This is a genomic window from Streptomyces sp. NPDC006430 (assembly GCF_040612395.1).
GTDB lineage: Bacteria > Actinomycetota > Actinomycetes > Streptomycetales > Streptomycetaceae > Streptomyces.
Genome location: NZ_JBEXQA010000064.1, coordinates 1 through 17,234, shown reverse-complemented (window position 1 = coordinate 17,234; position 17,234 = coordinate 1). Strand labels below are relative to the sequence as shown.

The following is a 17,234-nucleotide window of genomic DNA, read 5'->3' as shown; positions in this document are numbered from 1 at the left end:
TTATTTATCATTAATATTCCCTCTTACCCCCACCCGCCAATAATGTCTTCCCCTTTTTCTCCCGGCGGGGGGGGGGGGGGCCCCCCCCCCGCGCCCCCCCCCCGCCCCGCTTTCGAGGTCACCCGGGAGACCCTGATGCGCCACTGCCGCCATCCCTCGGACACCACCGACGCCGAGTGGGCCCTGATCGAACCCCTCCTGCCCACCCCGGCCTGCGAGACCGCGGCCGGCGGGGCTCCGGAGAAGCATCCGAGACGGGAGATCGTCGACGCCATTCGCTATGTCGTCGATACGGTGCAAGTGGCGAGCCCTCCCGGCCGACTACCCGCCCTGGCGCACAGTCTGGGGCTTCATGGCGAGATGGACCGCGGCCGGCGTCGTCGGCCAAATACGCGACCACCTGCGCGGACGCATCCGCCGAGACTTGGGCAAAGGTCGGCGCGATGTCGGCGAGCAGGTCCGACGGCAGCCCCACCGCCCGGACTGCGAGCAGCTTGTCGATCTCGGTGAGCATCGTCTCCAGGCGCACATTGCCCGGAGCCTCCTTGATCTTCCCCAAGACCGGCGACGGGGCTAAAGCCGGTGAAGGCGCCGCCGGTGAGGGTGAGGACGGTCCTTCCGTTTGCGGCTGGTGACGATCCTGCTGGCCTATTCGGTCACGCGGCGAGGGAGAGGCCGAGGCGGGCAAGGTGGCTGACGCGAGTGCGGTCGAGCGGGTGACCGTTCCACCAGGCATCAAGGCGAATGAGGTTGAGCGCAACGGCCGAGAAGACGTGCTCCAGATGGGTCTTCCGGAGACCGAGGTAGCGGGCACGTCTCATCCCGGTGACCGCGACGGCCTGGTGGATGGTTCCCTCGATGCCCGCGCGGGTTCCGTACTTGGCTCGCCACTGCTCGTCGCCCTGCTGAAGGCGGGCACGGTCGAGGACTTCTTGCAGCTCGCGGGGTTGCAGGGAGAGAGTCCGGCCGCCGGTCTTCGAGCGGGTGCACTGGCTACGCACTGGGCAGGGGCGGCATGTCTCCTTGTCGAACTTGATGACGATGGCCTTGGTGCCGCGCTGGGTGGCGGGGCTCCACCAGGTGCTGGTGTCCCCGCGTGGGCAGGTGGCCTGCCGCTTGTCCCAGTCGATGGTGAACGCGGTGCGGTCGAACCCGGTTCCGGCACGTGCCTGGGGTGAGCTGTTCAGCAGGACCGGGGTAACGAGGGTGACCCCGAAGTTCTTCTTCATGCCCACGATCAACTCGGCGGAGGCGTAACCGGAGTCGAGGAAGTGCTCGGCGGGCAGGAGATCACGGGCGGCGAGCATGCGATGGACCGGTTCGGTCATCTCCGCGTCGGTCACTGTGGCATCGGTGGTCGCGATGTTGGTGATCACGCGCGGCGGCGGTCCGTCGGCTCCAGGGATCGTCGCCTGGCCGGTAGCCGCGTCCTCGTCATCGGTTTCGTCGCAGGACTCACTGATGTGGATCTTGTAGCCGGTCCACCAGGAGCCCTGCTTGAGGCCGTAGCGCGCGTCGGTGTCGTACGGAGAAGCCAGCCGCAGTCTGCCGGGCGGGAGGTCTTTGCTCTCCCGCCGCTTCACCTCCGTCCCGGCCTCGGTCACGGTGCGGTGGTAGTTCTGCACCCACATCGTGCGCAGGACCTGCACCGCCGGGAGCTCGCGCAGCCAGGTCGGCGCGTCAGGGGCGTGCACCGCCTCCAGCAGTGCGCACCCGTCCCGGCCGTAGACCAGGGCCATCTCCTCGCGTTTGCTCGTGGAAGTCGGCGGATGCCAGGAGTGAGTCCGCGGGCCGTAGCGTTCGGCCCATTCCCGAACAGGTACCGCTCCGGCCAGCCAGTCCGGGGCCGCGCAGGCCAGCGCCTCCAGTGCGGCCCGCAGCGTCTCCCCGGCCAACTCCAGCCTGTTCAGATCGCGTACCGCCGCCAGCACGCGGGTGGAGTCGGTGCGCTGTTTGCCTCCCGCCTTCACCAGGCCCCGGTCCGTGAGGGCGGTCAGCAGCAGGTCGAGCGCCTTCCCCTCCATCCCGTGCTCGACCAGTCGCGTGCGGAACTCGGACAGCACCGAGGAGTCGAACCCGGGATCATCCAGCTCCAGGCCGAGCGCGTACTTCAGGTCCATGCCGTACCTCACCCGATGCGCTGCCGCCCGGTCGGTGAGGTTCTCGGCGAACTGCAACACCGTCACCAGCGCCAGCTGGCCCGGTGACCAGCCCGGCCGCCCTCTGGATCCGAACGCCTCGGCGAACTCGGCGTCCGTGAACAACTCGCCCAGTTCGTCACGGACCCGCATCGCCAACGGATACGGGCCCCGCGCCGCCACCGCCCGCGCCACCTGCGCGGTCATCTCAGGCACCTTCGGCCACGGCATCGGCCGCATCGACATTCCACACCCCACCCGCGACCGGGAACGCCAAGACGGCCGCTGCTGCCCTGACCAACGAGCTGCCGGCCCGCTGGCCACGGAATAGAAGTCAGCAGGATCGTCACCAGCCGCAAACGACGGCGTCCCCTACGACGTGTCTGGCGGTACGTGTCGGTTGAGCAGGGTGGATGCCAACGGTTGCCATGGGGGTGTCGGCGTACCGTCCGGGTCCAGGCCGTTCGGCCACAGCCTGAAGAGCACCTCCGGCATCGCAACCTGGCCGAACGCGGTCGCGGTGATGCCGTAGTCGACGGCCTGCCGGAGAAGGAGTTCGGCCCCGTCCCGGTCCCCGGTCTCCTCCCGCCTCTGGGCAAGCTTGTACAGGGTGTCGGTGCTGCCGTGGTCGGCGGCCTGGTAAGCCAGAGCCTCGGCGTCCTCCCGGTCCCCGGCCTCCTCCCGCCTCACAGCCAGATAGTCCAGGGCGTCGGTGTCGCCGTGGTCGGCGGCCTGCCGGTAGAGGGTTTCGGCCCCCTCCCAGTTCCCGTCCTCCGCAAGCAGATTGGCCAGGCTGGACAGGACGTCGGTGTTGCCGCGCTCGGCGGCCTGCCGGAGAAAGAGTTCGGCCCCCTCCCGGTCCCCGGCCTCCTCCCGGATCACGGCCAGGTCGTATAGGGCACGGGGGGTGCCGTGGTCGGCGGCCTGGTAAGCCAGAGCCTCGGCCCCCTCCCGGTCCCCGGCCTTCTCCCGCATCGCAGCCAGATCGCGCAGGGCAATGGTGCTCCCAAGGTCGGCGGCCTGCCGCAGAAGGAGTCTGGCCCCGTCCCGGTCCCCGGCCCTCTCCCGCCTCTGGGCAAGCTCGTACAGGGCGTCGGTGCTGCCGCGGCTGGCGGCGAGGTGGCGGAAGTAGTGGGCCCATTGCAGGCGGTGGCGTTCCTCGGCTGCTCTGGTGAGAAAGCCCAGGTCGTCGGGTTGAGTGAGGTGGGTGTGGGCGGCGTGCCAGAAGGATGCAGGCGGGCACAGCCAGCGGCGGGCGGTGCGGCCGTGCTGTTCGAGGTAGTCAGCGAGCCGGGACTGTGGACCCGTCGGCGGCGAAGCTGGTGCTTCGCTGGCAGGGGTGGGAGGCGGGCGCCGCGGGGCTCGGAGGGTTGCACTGCGCAGGGGGGCCTGTTTGCCGTGAACGGGTTGAGCAAGTTCGACGAAAGCCTGTTCTGCCCAGTCGTCGGTGAGCTGGTCGTAGTCGGTGTCGGTGAGGTAGTCGGTGGCGGCGTCGGTGAGGAAGGCTTGTGGGAGGTGGAGGCCGACGCCGAGGCGGCGAGCGTCCATCGCTGCTTCCAGCAGCGCTTTGGCGGCCGGGCTGGCCTGTTCGTAGCGGCGCAAGAGTTCGGGGGCTCCGGCCAGGTCCTGGGTGACCCGTCCGCCGTCACGGGTGCGGGTGAGTGCGTCGCCCAGCAGCCGGTCACCGGCCTCGGCAAGGACGGCTGCTGCTGCCAGGGCCTGAACATCGAAGGTGTCTGGGACGGTCAGGGTGCGACCGGAGAGCAGTTCCCGCACGCGGCTGTGCGGATCCTCGGCCCCAGGTGTGGGCAGGGCCGTGTACTGGTGGGCGTACTCGGGCCAGAGTGTGCCCAGCACCAGGACAGGCCCGCGCTCCGGGCTGACCAGCAGGCGGTGCACGGCCGACGCGATTTCCTCACCGACCGTCCGGTCGCCGAGGTAGTGCTGGGCCTCGTTCAGCCACACCACGGTGCGGGGCGCGACACGGCACAGATCCTCCAGCGCGGCCTGCGCGCGGGTCGGGTCGAAGGGATGCCACAGCCGCCATCCCTGGTCAGCGAGGGGCTGCACGGCTTCCCAGCAGGCCCGGGTTTTCCCCGTCGAGGAGGTGCCCACCAGGACCACGATCCGTCTGCGGCCGGCCGCAGCAGCCTGTACCGCATCTGCCAGCACCTGATCATGCTCGCGGAGCACGTACCCTGGCAGCGCCCGCACCACAGAAGCATCGGAGTGTGAAGCGTCCCTGCCGGGCCCGGCAGGATGAACCTCCAGATCATGCGGCTCCCACTCCCCGATCAAACGTCCCAGCCCGCCTGACGTGACCGTGCCCGACTTCTCGGCCGCAGTCCGCTGCAACTCCAGCAGCTCTGGAACCGGCAGCTTCAGCGCGCAGGCCAGCGCCGCCACCGTCTGCGCAGACGGCACAGGCTTCTTGGTCGAGAGCGCCTCCGACACCGTGGTACGCCCCAACTGCGCCCGGCCGGCGAGCTGCGTCTGGTTCAGCCGGGCCTGCGCCAGCCCGTCGGCCAGCCTCCCGCGCAGTTCGGTGAGCGCCGGATTATGACTGTTTCGCTCATCGTGCACTCGCTCGCCCCTTGGCCCTGATGTGTCCGCCGGTGTTCATCTTCGTCCCGGCGGACCCCGGCGCACACGGTTTCCGCGACGTTCGACCACGTCAACACACCGCCGTGTTCAGGGAGCTTGCCGTGGCTATCGCTGTCGTCCTCCTCACCACTGCACTCGTCATTGTCATCGCGCTGCTGGTCGGCGCCGCCGCGGGCAAACTCGCCCGCATGGACGGCGCCACCTACCCCGCCGCACTGGCCCGCGCTGCGACCACCTTCGCCGCGGTCATCACCCTCGCCACCGCCGTGACCGCAGCCATCGCCGCCCTCCTCACCTGAGAAGACCAGCACACACCCTGCCGACACGGGCAACCGGTCCGACCACCGACCGAAAACGCCAGGATGGCCGCCGCTGCCCTGGCCAACGAACTCCCACACGGAATAAGCCAGCAGGATCGGTGACAGGGTTCTTACCGCCACCCCGACTCGATCAGTTGAGACGGTGAGCCGTCGTGCCGCAGCACACCTTCCGCCCTCGGGAGGGGAACGTGACCGCCCTGCACGGCGGCCCCTACTGGTCCTGGAACAGGTCCGTGCTGAGGTAGCGCTCTCCGGTGTCAGGCAGGACGACGACCACCAGGGCGCCTTCGTGCTGTGGGTCGTGGGCCAGGGAGGCGGCGGCGTGGAGGGCGGCGCCGCCGGAGATGCCGGTGAGGATGCCCTCGGTACGGGCCAGGCGACGGGCTTCGGCGCGGGCCTGGGGCGCGGAGACACGCTGCACGGTGTCGTAGACCTCGGTGTCGAGGATGTCGGGGACGAAGCCGGCGCCGAGGCCCTGGATGCGGTGCGGGCCGGGGGAGCCGCCGGACAGGACGTCCGACTCCGCCGGTTCCACGGCCACAACGGTGACCTCTGGCTTCTTTTCCTTCAGGAATTGGCCGACGCCGGTGACGGTGCCGCCAGTGCCGACGCCGGCCACGAGGACGTCGACCTGGCCGGCGGTGTCCTGCCAGATTTCCTGGGCGGTGGTGCGCCGGTGGGCGTCGGGGTTGGCCGGGTTGCGGAACTGCTGCGGCATGAACCAGCCGTGGCGTTCGGCCAGTTCGGTGGCGCGGGCCACGGCGCCGGTCATGCCCTCGGCCGCCGGGGTGAGGATCAGTTCCGCACCGTAGGCGCGCAGCAGTGCACGCCGCTCGGTGCTCATGCTCTCGGGCATGGTGAAGGTGACCGGGTAACCCTTGGCGGCGGCCACCATGGCCAGGCCGATACCGGTGTTGCCGCTGGTCGGCTCGACGATGCCCTGACCGGGCCGGAGCGCGTCCGTGGTCTGCGCGTCCTCGATCATCGCCAGGGCTATGCGGTCCTTGACGCTGCCACCAGGGTTGGCGGCCTCCAGCTTGACGACCAGGCGCACGGGCAGGTCCGCGCCGTAGCGGCGCAGCGCCACCAGGGGGGTGCGGCCTATCAGCGCTGTGATGGAGGGCGTGATCGAGGGGCGTGTCGCCGTCATGGTCGTCCTTCTCTTTCGTCTGCGGGGGTGAGGACCCCGGCGCGGGAGACCTCCGCCGTCCCGTGGAGGTGGGGGGTGGAGGTCGCGGGTGCGGCGCGGACACGGGAGTGGGCGGGGACGTCGCGCAACACGAGAGCGTGCGCGCCGACGACCGTGTCGTCACCGACGTGCACGGGGCCGAGCACGGTGGCGCCGACGCCGAGGACGACCCGGTCGCCGACGGTGGGATGACGTTTGGCGGCCCCCGTGTCGCTCCACCAGCCGGTGCCGCCCAGGGTGACGCGGTGGTAAAGCATCACGTCGTCGCCCAGGACGGCCGTCTCACCGATGACCACACCCATGCCGTGGTCGATGAAACAGCGGCGGCCGATGACGGCACCAGGGTGGATCTCGATACCGGTGACGGCTCGGGCGAGCTGGGACAGCGCCCGGGGCAGCAGCGGCACACCGAACCGGTGCAGCCTGTGCGAGATGCGGTGTGCCCAGATCGCCCACGGGCCGGGATACAGCAGGACCTCGACAGCGTGGATGCCGTGCAGGGCGGGGTCCTTGCGGCAGGCTGTCCGGAGATCTTCGAAGATCATGCGCGTCCTTCTGTGGAGCTGGTCGCGGCGTGTGACCGGAGCGGTGAGGGTGAACGCTACGGGCCGCCCCCGATCGGCGCCCGGTCCGAAGAGCCTGGCATCAGTGGGCCGACCGGTCCGGATCGTCGCTCTCGATGGGGACCAACAGCCCTCCCGTGAGGGACCGGTCGGCCCGTGTGCCCACGGTTGCGGTCAGCTCGGCACGAATCTTCGCGACGAGCTGTCCGAGTTCGGTCAGGGTGTCCTCGCCGAGCAGCGAAGGGCCCGCCTCGAGCATCAACGCGACGTATTCCCCGATGCGCTGGGGTGTGAGATCGTCCGTCGCCCCCAGCTCCACCGGACCGCCTTCCCTCTTGTCCACGACCCGGGCGTTGCGGACCAGCCGTAGTTGCCCATCGCTGTATATCCGGGCCAGCACAGCCGCAGCGAACCGCTTCTGCGCCTCCACGCCGCTCATGGTCGGCCGCTGATCGCCCGAAACGGTGTCGCATTTCTGCAGGTCCTCCGCGGCTTCACTCCGGCGGTCACTCGAGCGACTTCGTGCCACGCTGCTCCACTTCGCCTTTACGGACGGGAGCGCCTGGTCGTTCCACTTCGCCTTGACTGTCGGAAGTGCTTGTTCGTGCCACCACTTCCTGACGTGCGGCGCCGCCTTCTCGGCCAATCTGAGGCCGATCTGGACGAGCACCTCGGCGAGGAGCTCCGCGTTCTCTCGGCGCTCCTGTGCTCGGGCTTCCGCCTCGTGCTGGTCAGCGTCGGATAGACCCTGTGGGTACGACGCCACCGGATCCGGCTCGTTCTCCTGCTTCAAGAAGATCTCGGCTTGACCCACCTGATTCGTGTCCGGGTCACGTGTCATGCCGCGATGAGCGCCCGCGGTCTTTCTCGACCGCGCGAAGCGCGCGCCCTTCCGGACTCTGACAATGGCCTCGTACTCGTCGTACTCGCTGCTGTCCATGCCCCGCCTTCGACCTGTGGGATGCGTCGCTTCCGCCGCCTGCACCCCTGGGAGCGATGCCCCCGACACGTACGTCCGGCTGCTGACCCCGTTCGGCGGACTTCGCAAGGTCCAGTGAGACAGGAGTGCGCCACGAGGCGCTACGCAATCGAGTGGAGGTGGAAGACCTTCTCCGCCGGGCCGTCGCAGCGGTCTGGTGAAGCTGGGGGCAGCCTGATCCGGGGAACGCCGGGGAGGGTGGCAAGCGGCTCCGACAACGGCGGGACGTGCCGGGACTACCGGACGGTGCGGGCCCGTCTAGCGAGGTCAGAAGGTGTAGCGAAAGCGAACCAGTGGTTGAAGCTCCGTAACAAGGGTGCACGCACGGCCGGGGTGGACGGACGCACGGCGTCGTCCATCGCGCTGTGGGCCGGTGTCGAGGAGTTCCTCGACGTGCTGCGGTCGCAGATCAAGGACCGCAGTTTCCAGCCCATGCCGGTGCGGGAACGGTGATCCCGAAGGCGGGCGGCAAGCTACGCCGTCTGGGGATCGCGACGATCACCGACCGGGTGGTGCAGGCTTCCTTGAAGCTGGTGCTGGAGCCGATCTTCGAGGCGGATTTCCTCCCGTGTTCCTACGGGTTCCGCCCGAACCGCCGGGCTCATGACGCGGTGGCAGAGGTGCGTCTGCTCACGTCCAAGAAGGTAAGAGTGGATCGTGGAAGGCGACACCAAAGCCTGCTTCGACGAGATCTCAGAGGGCGGTTCGTGAGCCTTTGAGTAGTCTTGCCGTCGCCTGATGGTGTGGGTGCGGGCGGAATCCGCCGGCTTGCGGTCGCCGATCTGATGGTGTGAAGAGGTGAGTGAACGCAAGCCGTACCCGAGTGACTTATCGGACGGGCAGCGGGCGTTGGTCGAGCCGGTGATCACGGCGTGGAAGGACACCGGTCGGTCAGGGGCCACCAGGGCGCCTACGCGATGCGGGGGATCGTGAACGCGATCCTCTACCAGGGCCGGACCGGATGCCAGTGGGCCTACCTCCCGCACGACCTGCCACAGAAGAGCGCGACGTACTACTACTTCGCGGCCTGGCGGGACGACGGCACTGACCAGGTCATCCACGAACTCCTGCGCTGCCAGGTCCGTGAGAAGGCCCGCCGATTAGAGGACCCGACCCTGGTGGTCCTGGACACCCAGAGTGTCCACGCGGCCGCCGGGGTCCCCGCCTCCACGACCGGCCGGGATCCGGCAAAGCGGGTCCCGGCCCGCAAGCGGGGCCTGGCCGTGGACGTCCTTGGCCTGGTCATCGCGGTGGCCGTCCTCGCCGCGAACGCGCACGACAACACCGCGGGCGTCGCCCTGCTGGACCAGGTCGCCGAACACACCGGCGGTGCCGTCGAGAAGGCTCTTGTCGATCAGGGCTTCAAGAACCAGGTCGTCGCGGGATCGTTCCGCAGTCGAAGCGGTGGAGGGTCGAGCAGACTTACGGGACCCTGATGATGCACCGGCGTCTGGTCCGCGACTACGAGCACCACTGGGCCTCGTCCGCCTCCCGCGTCTACCGGGCCATGACCCAGGTCATGGCCCGCTGCCCCCCGCCTGGACGGAGTCCGCGATGCTCTACGCGGCGCCCCGGCGGCCGTCCTCGAACACTCAGGCGCCATCACGGCGGTCCTCGGCCTGGACGCACACCTCCACATCACGTCGGCCCCGCGCGCCTCGACGGCGCCCGGCCTGGCACCGTGGGGTCCGCTGAGGAACCGTGGCACCGTCCCCGAAACCTGCCGCCGGCGTCGGCTGTCCGCCGCCGGCCAGTCGACCGCCGGCCCGGGCGACTTCGTGTGACGCATGCAGATATCAAGACATTCCTGGATGTTCAACCCTATGGTGGCGTGGTGGACGACCACCAGCGAGTGCGGGACGACGAGGGGAGCGCGGCCAGGGTCCTCGCGCTGTCGGACGGCGTCTTCGCCATCGCGATGACGCTGCTGGCCCTGGACATCACGCTGCCCGCCGGGCTGGACCCGGCCGGTTTCGAAGAGGCGCTGGGGGAGGTGGTGCCCAACCTGTGGGCGTACGCCCTCAGCTTCGCGGTCATCGCGGCGTTCTGGCGGGGCCACCATGAGGTCTTCCGGTACGTGCGGGAGGTGGACGGCACCGTCGTCAAGCTCGGTCTGCTGAACCTGGGACTGATCGCCCTGATGCCCTTCCCCACCACCCTGCTGGCCGAGTACGGGGACCAGCCGCAGTCGGTGGCGGTCTACTCCGGCGCCGTCGCGGCCATCGGGGCCGCACAGCTCGCGCTGACCGTCGTGCTGTGGAAGCGCCCGTGGCTGAGCAGCACGGCGATGTCCGATCCCGTGGCGCTCAACGACGTGCTCGACCTGGCGTCGATGGTGCTGGTCTTCGCAGTCGCCGTGCCGCTCGCCTTCGTCTCCCCGGTGGGCGCCCAGCTGTGGTGGGCGGTGCTGGTCCCGGTCAAGGCGGTGCTGGGCCGGCGGGGCAAGCGCCTGCGCACGGCTGCTTAACGGTGCCGCGCGCCGGGGGTTGAGGCATCCAGGCAAGCGTGAAGCGCCATTCGGGGGAACAACAGGTGTCGCGCACAGGAAGTCCGCAGGTACGGCTCCTACGTTCGGCTGCCATGACGAACGCACCGAGTGACCGCACATCCGGCCCCACCCGTCGCACCACGCTCGCCGGGCTCGTCGGCGGGGCCGGGGCCGTGCTGGCCACCGGGTGCGCGCTGTCGGGCGCTTCGCCCGCGAACGCGCCCGCACCCGCTCCCTCGGAGTCGGCCTCCGTCCCCGCGGGCGGACCCACGCCCGGGGTGATGACCCTCTTCAAAGACCCGACCTTCAACTTCAACGGGCTCCTTGCGCTCGGCGGGTCCGGTTTCGGCGCCGCCGAGGTGGGCGAGGTACTCACCGCCGTGAACGCGATCAACAAGGCCGGCCTCTCGGCCCAGACGTACACCGAGACCTTCAGGAAACTCGGCGATCAGCTCAGGGAGCAGCCCCAAGGCAGCAAAGCTGACCAGCAGACCACGCGCTTCCGTGCCCTTCGGGCCGCCCAGTACTACGGCCAGGCGCTGTTCTTCGTCCTCGGCTCCGACGACCCGGCCGGCGAGGAGCAGCTGTACAAGGCGGGGCGCGGCGCCTGGGACACGTTCTGCAGGCTGTGTGACCCGGCGCCCGTGACGGCGAAGGTCCCCTACCGGAAGACGCCGCTGCCGGTGTGGTTCTTCCGGCCGGACACCTCGGGTGAGCGGCGTCCCACCGTGATCCTCACGAACGGCAGTGACGGGCAGGACGTCGACATGTGGACCTACGGCGTCTCGGCCGCCCTGACGCGCGGCTGGAACGCCCTGGTGTACGACGGTCCGGGCCAGGGGCAGCTGCTCTTCGTCGACCAGGTGGTCTTCACACCGCGCTGGGAAACCGTCGTGACGCCGCTCGTCGACTGGCTGGTCGCCCGCTCGGACGTGGACACGGACAGGATCGCCCTGACCGGGCTGAGCATGGGAGGGAACCTGGCGCCCCGGGCCGCGGCCTTCGAGAGCAGGATCGCCGCTCTGGTGGCGATGCCCGGCTGCTTGTCGCCGTGGCTCGGTTTCCCTGCGGAGCTCCGGAAGATCGTCACCCCGGACAAGGAGGAGACGAACACCATCTGGAACAAGGAGGTCGTCCCCCAGCTGCCCCCGGACGCGGCCGCGACGATCAAGAAACGCATCGAACCCTTCTCGGTCCCGGCGATGCTGGACGCCCGCAAGGGCAAGATGTTCACCGACTTCTGGACCCCCGCCCAACTCATCGAGTCGCTGGACATCACGAACATCGTCGGCCGCATCAAGACGCCCACGCTGGTCCTCGACTACGACTACGAGCAGTTCTATCCCGGCCAGCCGCGCCAGATGTTCGACAAACTGACGACTCCCGACAAGGACTTCCTGAAGCTCACCGCGGCCACCGGCGCACAGCTGCACTGCTCCCCTATGGCCCCGCAGCAGCACTGCGACGTCGTCTTCGATTGGCTGCAGGAGCAACTTCCCGGCAGCTGACGCAGGGATGGGTCGCTGTAGCCCTGCTTCAGCCAGGCGTCCCGCGCCCGCAGCACGAGGCCATCCGCGGCCTTCGGGCGTGGCGCACCACTCGCTTCCAACGCCTGGCCGCGGGCCAGCGCAGGGCCAAGTAACTCCGGGACCGTCAGATCCAGAGCGCCACACCCCTTCCCCGTCAGTCCCCGGGGCTGGAGACTGCCGAAGGCTGTGGTGGCGGAGAGGAGGGCGCCGGGACCGTGGGCACGGTGATGCTGTTCAACCCAGTCCCGAGCCACGGGCTGCGACCACAAAGATCCATTGGCACCGCGGGCCTGCGGCTCGGGAAGCTCGTGGTGCGCGTAGCGCGGATGCGGGAGCTCCTCCTCGGGCATGTTCGCGATCTTCGCCAGCCCGGCGCGGTCCACCAGGCTGCCCGGCTCCAGCTCGGGAGCCTTCAGGTCGACGACGCACTCGTCCAGCGGCCTGGCGTCCGGCACGCGCCGGCGGTGCTCCGCCCACAGCGCCAGATGATCACGCCAGTTGGGCAGAGCCGTCTTGTGCGCGGTGAACCCGGCGATGGTGGCGACAGTCGCCTTGCCCGGGTCGGCGGGGTGGACCAGGAGGTCCGCGGCCGTGATGGTGAGCGCGTCCTGCACGGGGCGGGCGTCGTAGCGTTCGTAGGCGCCGTCGAAGACCACGCCGGGCCGGTGCCAGGTAGTGCCGTCCCACCAGTAGCCGCCGTGCCGGTAGAGGAAGCCGGTGTGTCCGTACACCCAGTCGTGGTGGAGACCGCTCCAGCTGCCGTCCGTGACCAGCACGACCGTGCGGCCGTGCGCGGGGTGGTAGTGGACGGCCCACGCGTACGCGCGGTTCTTCGGCTCGGTGGTGAACGCCACCCAGCCGCCTCCCAGTAAGGGGTCGGTGCGGCCCCACAGTCCCTCGCCCTGGTCCCGGCCGGTGCGCTCGATCGCGTCCGGATTGTCGAGCGGCAGCCGTTCGTCGTTGATGAACGGCAGGCCCGGAACGGGATGATCGGTACGAAGTCCGTTGGCTACCGGACGGAACTCACCCAAGATCGTTTCTCCCTTGCGGCATGAAACCCCGCACAGCGCGGGGGTGAGCCCCCCATCCCTGCGGCAGCACCGTCCTCGTTAAACCGATCAATGGAGAGCGCGACATCGGGCGAAGCGCAGTGCAGGCAGTTCGTCTGGCCGGGGTGAGCAGCCACGCCCCCCGGGTTCGCGCACGTGCGGGCAAGTAGATCTTCGTAGCGAGGAGGCCCGCGAATGCGGCGAACTCGCTGGTGGGACGGCCGCGGCCGATGCCTGCTTCGTTGTCCCAGACCAGCGTCTTGGGGACCGCACCCCACTTGGTCAGCAGCCACCAGTGCCCGTCGATCAGGTCCCCGGTCCGTCGCGAGGGCAGCATCCTCGAGGTGATCACCCGCGAGTAGCTGGAGACCATCACCAGCACCGGCATCCGCCCGCACTGGCCATAGCCCAGCGGGATGTCCGCCTCCGGAAACCACAGGTCGCACTTGGCCAGCGCGCCGGGCCGATAGACCGTCCGCGAGACCGGGTCGACCGGGACATAGGCCGGCCGGAGCTCGCGCACCCGGTCTTTGAGGATCGTCATCCCGCGGTCCCAGCCGATCCGCTCCGCGATCACCTCGCCGGCATTGTCGGGGTCTCCCGCAGGAGCTCACGGATCTGGACCTCGACCGCGTCGACCGCCGAGCCCTTCGCCGCACGCTCGTACTTCGGAGGCCGATCCGTGGCCAGAGCCCGCTTGACCGTGTTCCTTGAAATCCCCAGATGCCGGGCGATAGCCCGGATGGGCATCCGCTCGGCCCGATGTAGCCGGCGGATCTCTGCCCAGTCCTCCACAAGCTGATTCGGGCGCAGCCCAAGACGCTCGGCATTCTCCCGCTGGGCCACCAGCGCGTCCACGAACGCGCGGACGGCGGGGCGCAGCGGAGCCGCCGGGACGGCCTGGATCCGCTGCCCGCGCAGAGCGGCGGCCTACACGCCCTCGGAGCCGACGGGAGCCGTCAGGAGCTGCTGGGCGTGGAAGTCTGCAAGCAGCCGGCTGAGCCATGGCCGCGTACGACGGGCCTCGCCGAGCAGGGTGTGCAGGTCGGTGGAGCCGGCGTCGATGATGAGACGAGCGGTATGGGTGAGGGCATCCGCGGCGTAGAACGCGTGGCGGTGCGTCGCCAGATGCGCGGCGAACGCCTCCCACCACGACGGCGTGCGAGTCATCCGGCAGACCTAGCCGGATGCCCGGGTCTGCACCGTGTGAGGCGAGTGCTCATAACAACCCTTGCACATGCCACACGCCCACTGGGACACGACACCGCACCCCGAACAGGCCGCAAGCAGCTCCGCCCTCGCCGGATCGGAGCGTGGACGGCACCACTGCGTCGCCGCATCGAGGGTACGCCGGCGCCCACAGCGCTGATACGGGCCATGCCCGAACCCGCCCGCAGCCCGACGCCGGCAAGCCGCCGGACACCGGAGCCTGCGCAGCGGGTGCACGAACGTCGCCTGGCGCCGAAAAAGGTTCAAAGTAGGGGTGGAGTTGGGCACCGTGCCCGGTCACTGAATCCTGACCGGGCAGAGCCGCCCAGCTCCGGGGAACCGGGCGAGCAGTTCCTCCACCTCTGTCACGGGCAGCGGCCCACCGGTCACCGGGTCCACCACCCTGTACACCTCGGCCAGGTGCACGACCTGCGGGAGAAGCCGCGTCGGCCGCACACCTGCCCTGCCCGGCTGTCGGCAGAGTGGAGGCCTAGGTCTCCAAGGTGCGCCGGGCGCAACGCTGTCGGGCGCGGGGGCGGGTGCCCACGAACCGCCCCCTGAAGGGACCGCGGCCGTACCGCGGGCCTCGCTCCACCCGGTGCTCACCCGAAACGGCCTGCTCCGCCCGTAGGAAGTCTCGCCAACTCCCTCTTAATGCTGGGAAGTTGCCCCACTCGCCAGTAACATCCGACCGGCCAGTAGCACGCTGCCCGAGCAGCCACCCTCGAAGGGGTCTCCTGCATGCGCTTGACCTCCCGCGTCGCCCCCGTCACCCTCGCCGTGGCCATGGCCGCCCTCCTGCTCGGCGTCCTCCCCGCGCAGGCTCAGGCCCGGCCCGGCCGCGCCCCCGACCGGGTCACGGTCGGTGACCGTACCTTCATCGCCGACGGCCAAGGCCGCGCGCTCCAGTGGCGCGGCTTCAACCTCGCCGACAAGAACAGCCGAGGCACCAACGCGTTCGCCGACATCCACGAGAGCGACCTCGAAGGCATGGCCGCCCGGGGCTTCAACCTTGCGCGCCTCGCGTTCTTCTGGGACGACCTCGAACCCAGCCCCGGGCACTACGACCGCGGCTACCTCTCCAAGATGCGACGCATCCTCGACTGGGCCGACCGTTACCACATCAAGGTCATCCTCGACGCCCACCAGGACGTGTACGGGCCCCACTTCGGCTCTCGCGGCCTCCCGGACTGGGCCACCCGCGACGAGGGGTTGCCGTTCACGCCGATACCCGACGACTGGTTCTCCGAGTACTTCGAGCCTTCCGTACAGACCGCCTTCGACCACCTGTACAAGGACGCCGACCTCCGCGCCGCGCACGCCCGCATGTGGATGACGGTCGCCTCCGCCCTGGGCAGGCACCCGGCGCTGCTCGGCTACGACCTGATGAACGAGCCGTTCGCGAAGTTCCTCGAAGGCGAAGACCTCCCCGCCGCCGCGGCCCGCTTCGAGGCCACCGAGCTCACCGAACTGTGGAACCGCCTTGCCCGGGCGATCCGCCTGGTCGACCACGAGTCGTGGGTCTTCGTCGAACCCACCGTCATCGTCGGTCTCGGCGTCCCCACCCAGATGGGCCACATCGATGACCCGCACGCCGGCTACGCGCCGCACTTCTACGAGACGGCGATGGAAACCGGCGCCGACTACGACCCCAACGGCACGTTCATCACTGCGTACGAGGCCGCGATCAGCGACTACCCGACCCGTAACCGCATGCCGGTGATCGTCGGGGAGTGGGGCGGCAACCCGTACGTTCCCCACGCGAGCCAGTTCGTCACCGACATGACGGCCTCCCTGGACCGCTTCTCCAGCGGCTGGACGTGGTGGCAGTGGTGCCGGGGCGGCGGCTACTGCTTCCTCGACCAGACGGGCACCGCGAAGCCCAACGCCCGGCTGCTCGTCCAGCCGTACGCGCGGGTCGTGGCGGGCGACCCGCTGGCGTTCGCGTACGACCCGGCCACACGCACCTACACGCTCACCTTCCGCACCCGCGACAACGCCGAGGGCCCTACCCAGATCACCGTGCCCAGAGACACGTACCCAGGCGGCTACCGCGTCGATGTCCAAGGCAGCAAGGCCAGTTGGGACGGACACGCCCAGACCGTCAACGTGACTACCCGCGGCAGGGCCGGAGCCACCTACAAGGTCACGATCAGCCCGAGGTAGCCCACCCGAATCGCTCGCGGCAGCGGCCCGTGGTTCCGCATCAACCGTTCCTGAGAAGACCGCGGCCACCAGCAGAACGCCGACGACGAGCACCGCACGCCTCGCCACGTGGATGGCCGGGGCCGCGAGCGATTGCCGTTCACGATCGATCAACTGACCGTATCCGGCTCGGTCTCAGTGCCTGGTCATCGCCGGTGACGGCGTTCAACACGGTCGGCGGTCGGTTTCCGGTGGTGAGGGCCACCGTGGCGCCGCCGGAGATGCTCGCTCGCGCCAACCGAACCGGCGCCCTCCCCGAACCCTCCGCCGCGCAGTCCGACCCCGCCAGCAGCAGGCCGGCGTAACTGGGCGTTTCATTCCTGGTTCGTGGATCACGTTCCGCGCCAGGTGTGGGTGGTTTCGCCGGTGAGGCGGCGGGTCATGAGGTTGATCATCGCGACGTGGATCATGGCTTCGGAGCGGGCAGGGAGGGCTTCGTAGTCGCGGGCCAGGCGGCGGTGGTGCATGAGCCAGCCGAGGGTTCGCGCGACGACCCAGCGGCGGGGCAGGACAACGAATCCCCTGGTCGTGGGGTCGCGTCGCACGATCTCGACGTCGATGCCAAGGGTGGCGCCGTGCTCGATGACGGCGTTCTTGTAGCCCATGTCGGCCCAGGCTTTGCGGATGGTGGGGTGGTCGGCGGCGACCATGGTCAGCAGCTACCGGCCGGCGGCGCCGTCCTGCACGCTCGCGGCCGTGACCAGCACTGCTATGACCGGCCGTTGATGTAGTGCCTGTGTTGGTCTGAGGTTCCCCCGAGAGGCGGGGATGGTGACAGAGGGCCAGATGGGTCTCATGAGAGGAGCCCAGACGATGCCTGCTCCGAGGAAGTATCCGTTGGAGTTGTGAGGTTCCCCTCGTAGCGCGGAGTCCGTGACGGCAGGGGTTGTTGGTTGTCATGGTGGAGAAGCGTCGCAAGTTCACGGCGGAGTTTCGTGAGGGGGCGGTACGGATCGTGATG

The 17,234-nt window shown here is 69.4% G+C and carries 13 protein-coding genes and 3 pseudogenes; 7 read left to right on the top strand and 9 right to left on the bottom strand.

Going from position 1 to position 17,234, the window contains the following annotated elements; all coding sequences use genetic code 11:
* Positions 1–135 precede the first annotated feature (135 nt).
* Positions 136–448, top strand: a pseudogene (locus ABZZ20_RS36025) (transposase); the annotation flags it as partial.
* A 208-nt stretch (positions 449–656) separates the two neighbouring features.
* Here ABZZ20_RS36025 and ABZZ20_RS36020 read toward each other — a convergent pair.
* Complete coding sequence (locus tag ABZZ20_RS36020) at positions 657–2,384, bottom strand: IS1182 family transposase (protein ID WP_356877132.1); 1,728 nt, start codon at positions 2,382–2,384, stop codon at positions 657–659.
* Positions 2,385–2,510: 126 nt separating this feature from the next.
* Positions 2,511–4,721: a hypothetical protein gene (locus ABZZ20_RS36015; RefSeq protein WP_356877130.1), complete on the bottom strand. Its 2,211-nt coding sequence runs from the start codon at positions 4,719–4,721 to the stop codon at positions 2,511–2,513.
* Between the two features lie 122 nt (positions 4,722–4,843).
* Here ABZZ20_RS36015 and ABZZ20_RS36010 point away from each other — a divergent pair, with 122 nt between their 5' ends.
* Positions 4,844–5,041, top strand: coding sequence for a hypothetical protein (locus ABZZ20_RS36010; protein WP_356877129.1), 198 nt, complete (start codon positions 4,844–4,846; stop codon positions 5,039–5,041).
* A 232-nt stretch (positions 5,042–5,273) separates the two neighbouring features.
* Here ABZZ20_RS36010 and cysK read toward each other — a convergent pair whose 3' ends face one another.
* From cysK to ABZZ20_RS35995, 3 genes are all read right to left on the bottom strand, one after another.
* Positions 5,274–6,212, bottom strand: a complete 939-nt coding sequence (gene cysK / locus ABZZ20_RS36005) for a cysteine synthase A (protein WP_356877127.1) — start codon at positions 6,210–6,212, stop codon at positions 5,274–5,276.
* On the bottom strand, positions 6,209–6,796 hold the full coding sequence (gene epsC / locus ABZZ20_RS36000) for a serine O-acetyltransferase EpsC (protein WP_356877125.1): 588 nt from the start codon (positions 6,794–6,796) through the stop codon (positions 6,209–6,211). The genes cysK and epsC overlap by 4 nt, the downstream gene beginning before the upstream one ends.
* A 100-nt stretch (positions 6,797–6,896) precedes the next feature.
* Positions 6,897–7,754: a hypothetical protein gene (locus ABZZ20_RS35995; protein WP_356877123.1), complete on the bottom strand. Its 858-nt coding sequence runs from the start codon at positions 7,752–7,754 to the stop codon at positions 6,897–6,899.
* Between the two features lie 488 nt (positions 7,755–8,242).
* Between ABZZ20_RS35995 and ABZZ20_RS35990 the strand changes: the two genes are divergently transcribed.
* The 4 genes and pseudogenes from ABZZ20_RS35990 (at position 8,243) to ABZZ20_RS35975 (ending at position 11,789) form a co-directional block, all read left to right on the top strand.
* Positions 8,243–8,512: a reverse transcriptase domain-containing protein gene (locus ABZZ20_RS35990; RefSeq protein ID WP_356877121.1), complete on the top strand. Its 270-nt coding sequence runs from the start codon at positions 8,243–8,245 to the stop codon at positions 8,510–8,512.
* Positions 8,513–8,591: 79 nt separating this feature from the next.
* Positions 8,592–9,321: pseudogene (locus tag ABZZ20_RS35985) on the top strand (transposase); the annotation flags it as partial.
* A gap of 303 nt (positions 9,322–9,624) precedes the next feature.
* Complete coding sequence (locus tag ABZZ20_RS35980; RefSeq protein ID WP_356877134.1) at positions 9,625–10,260, top strand: TMEM175 family protein; 636 nt, start codon at positions 9,625–9,627, stop codon at positions 10,258–10,260.
* 113 nt (positions 10,261–10,373) lie between these two features.
* Positions 10,374–11,789, top strand: a complete 1,416-nt coding sequence (locus ABZZ20_RS35975; protein ID WP_356877119.1) for an alpha/beta fold hydrolase — start codon at positions 10,374–10,376, stop codon at positions 11,787–11,789.
* A 1,044-nt stretch (positions 11,790–12,833) separates the two neighbouring features.
* Here ABZZ20_RS35975 and ABZZ20_RS35970 read toward each other — a convergent pair.
* From ABZZ20_RS35970 to ABZZ20_RS35960, 3 genes are all read right to left on the bottom strand, one after another.
* A complete protein-coding gene (locus ABZZ20_RS35970; protein WP_356877117.1) occupies positions 12,834–13,436 on the bottom strand; it encodes a hypothetical protein in 603 nt (200 codons plus the stop codon).
* Positions 13,433–13,717, bottom strand: coding sequence for a helix-turn-helix domain-containing protein (locus ABZZ20_RS35965; RefSeq protein WP_356877115.1), 285 nt, complete (start codon positions 13,715–13,717; stop codon positions 13,433–13,435). Before ABZZ20_RS35965 ends, ABZZ20_RS35970 begins: the two co-directional genes overlap by 4 nt.
* Before the next feature lie 72 nt (positions 13,718–13,789).
* A complete protein-coding gene (locus ABZZ20_RS35960; RefSeq protein WP_356877113.1) occupies positions 13,790–14,029 on the bottom strand; it encodes a hypothetical protein in 240 nt (79 codons plus the stop codon).
* A 780-nt stretch (positions 14,030–14,809) separates the two neighbouring features.
* Between ABZZ20_RS35960 and ABZZ20_RS35955 the strand changes: the two genes are divergently transcribed.
* Positions 14,810–16,234 (top strand): cellulase family glycosylhydrolase, encoded by a 1,425-nt coding sequence (locus ABZZ20_RS35955; RefSeq protein WP_356877111.1) that lies wholly within the window; start codon positions 14,810–14,812, stop codon positions 16,232–16,234.
* A gap of 371 nt (positions 16,235–16,605) precedes the next feature.
* Here the strand turns inward: ABZZ20_RS35955 and ABZZ20_RS35950 are convergent.
* A pseudogene (locus ABZZ20_RS35950) lies at positions 16,606–16,914 on the bottom strand (transposase); the annotation flags it as partial.
* Between the last annotated feature and the right edge of the window lie 320 nt (positions 16,915–17,234).

Bases quoted from the DNA above. Each gene is read 5' to 3' on its own strand.
- ABZZ20_RS36020 (WP_356877132.1), bottom strand. From the start codon at position 2,384: ATGTCGATGCGGCCGATGCCGTGGCCGAAGGTGCCTGAGATGACCGCG.
- cysK (WP_356877127.1), bottom strand. From the start codon at position 6,212: ATGACGGCGACACGCCCCTCGATCACGCCCTCCATCACAGCGCTGATA.
- epsC (WP_356877125.1), bottom strand. From the start codon at position 6,796: ATGATCTTCGAAGATCTCCGGACAGCCTGCCGCAAGGACCCCGCCCTG.
- ABZZ20_RS35995 (WP_356877123.1), bottom strand. From the start codon at position 7,754: ATGGACAGCAGCGAGTACGACGAGTACGAGGCCATTGTCAGAGTCCGG.
- ABZZ20_RS35975 (WP_356877119.1), top strand. From the start codon at position 10,374: ATGACGAACGCACCGAGTGACCGCACATCCGGCCCCACCCGTCGCACC.
- ABZZ20_RS35960 (WP_356877113.1), bottom strand. From the start codon at position 14,029: ATGACTCGCACGCCGTCGTGGTGGGAGGCGTTCGCCGCGCATCTGGCG.
- ABZZ20_RS35955 (WP_356877111.1), top strand. From the start codon at position 14,810: ATGCGCTTGACCTCCCGCGTCGCCCCCGTCACCCTCGCCGTGGCCATG.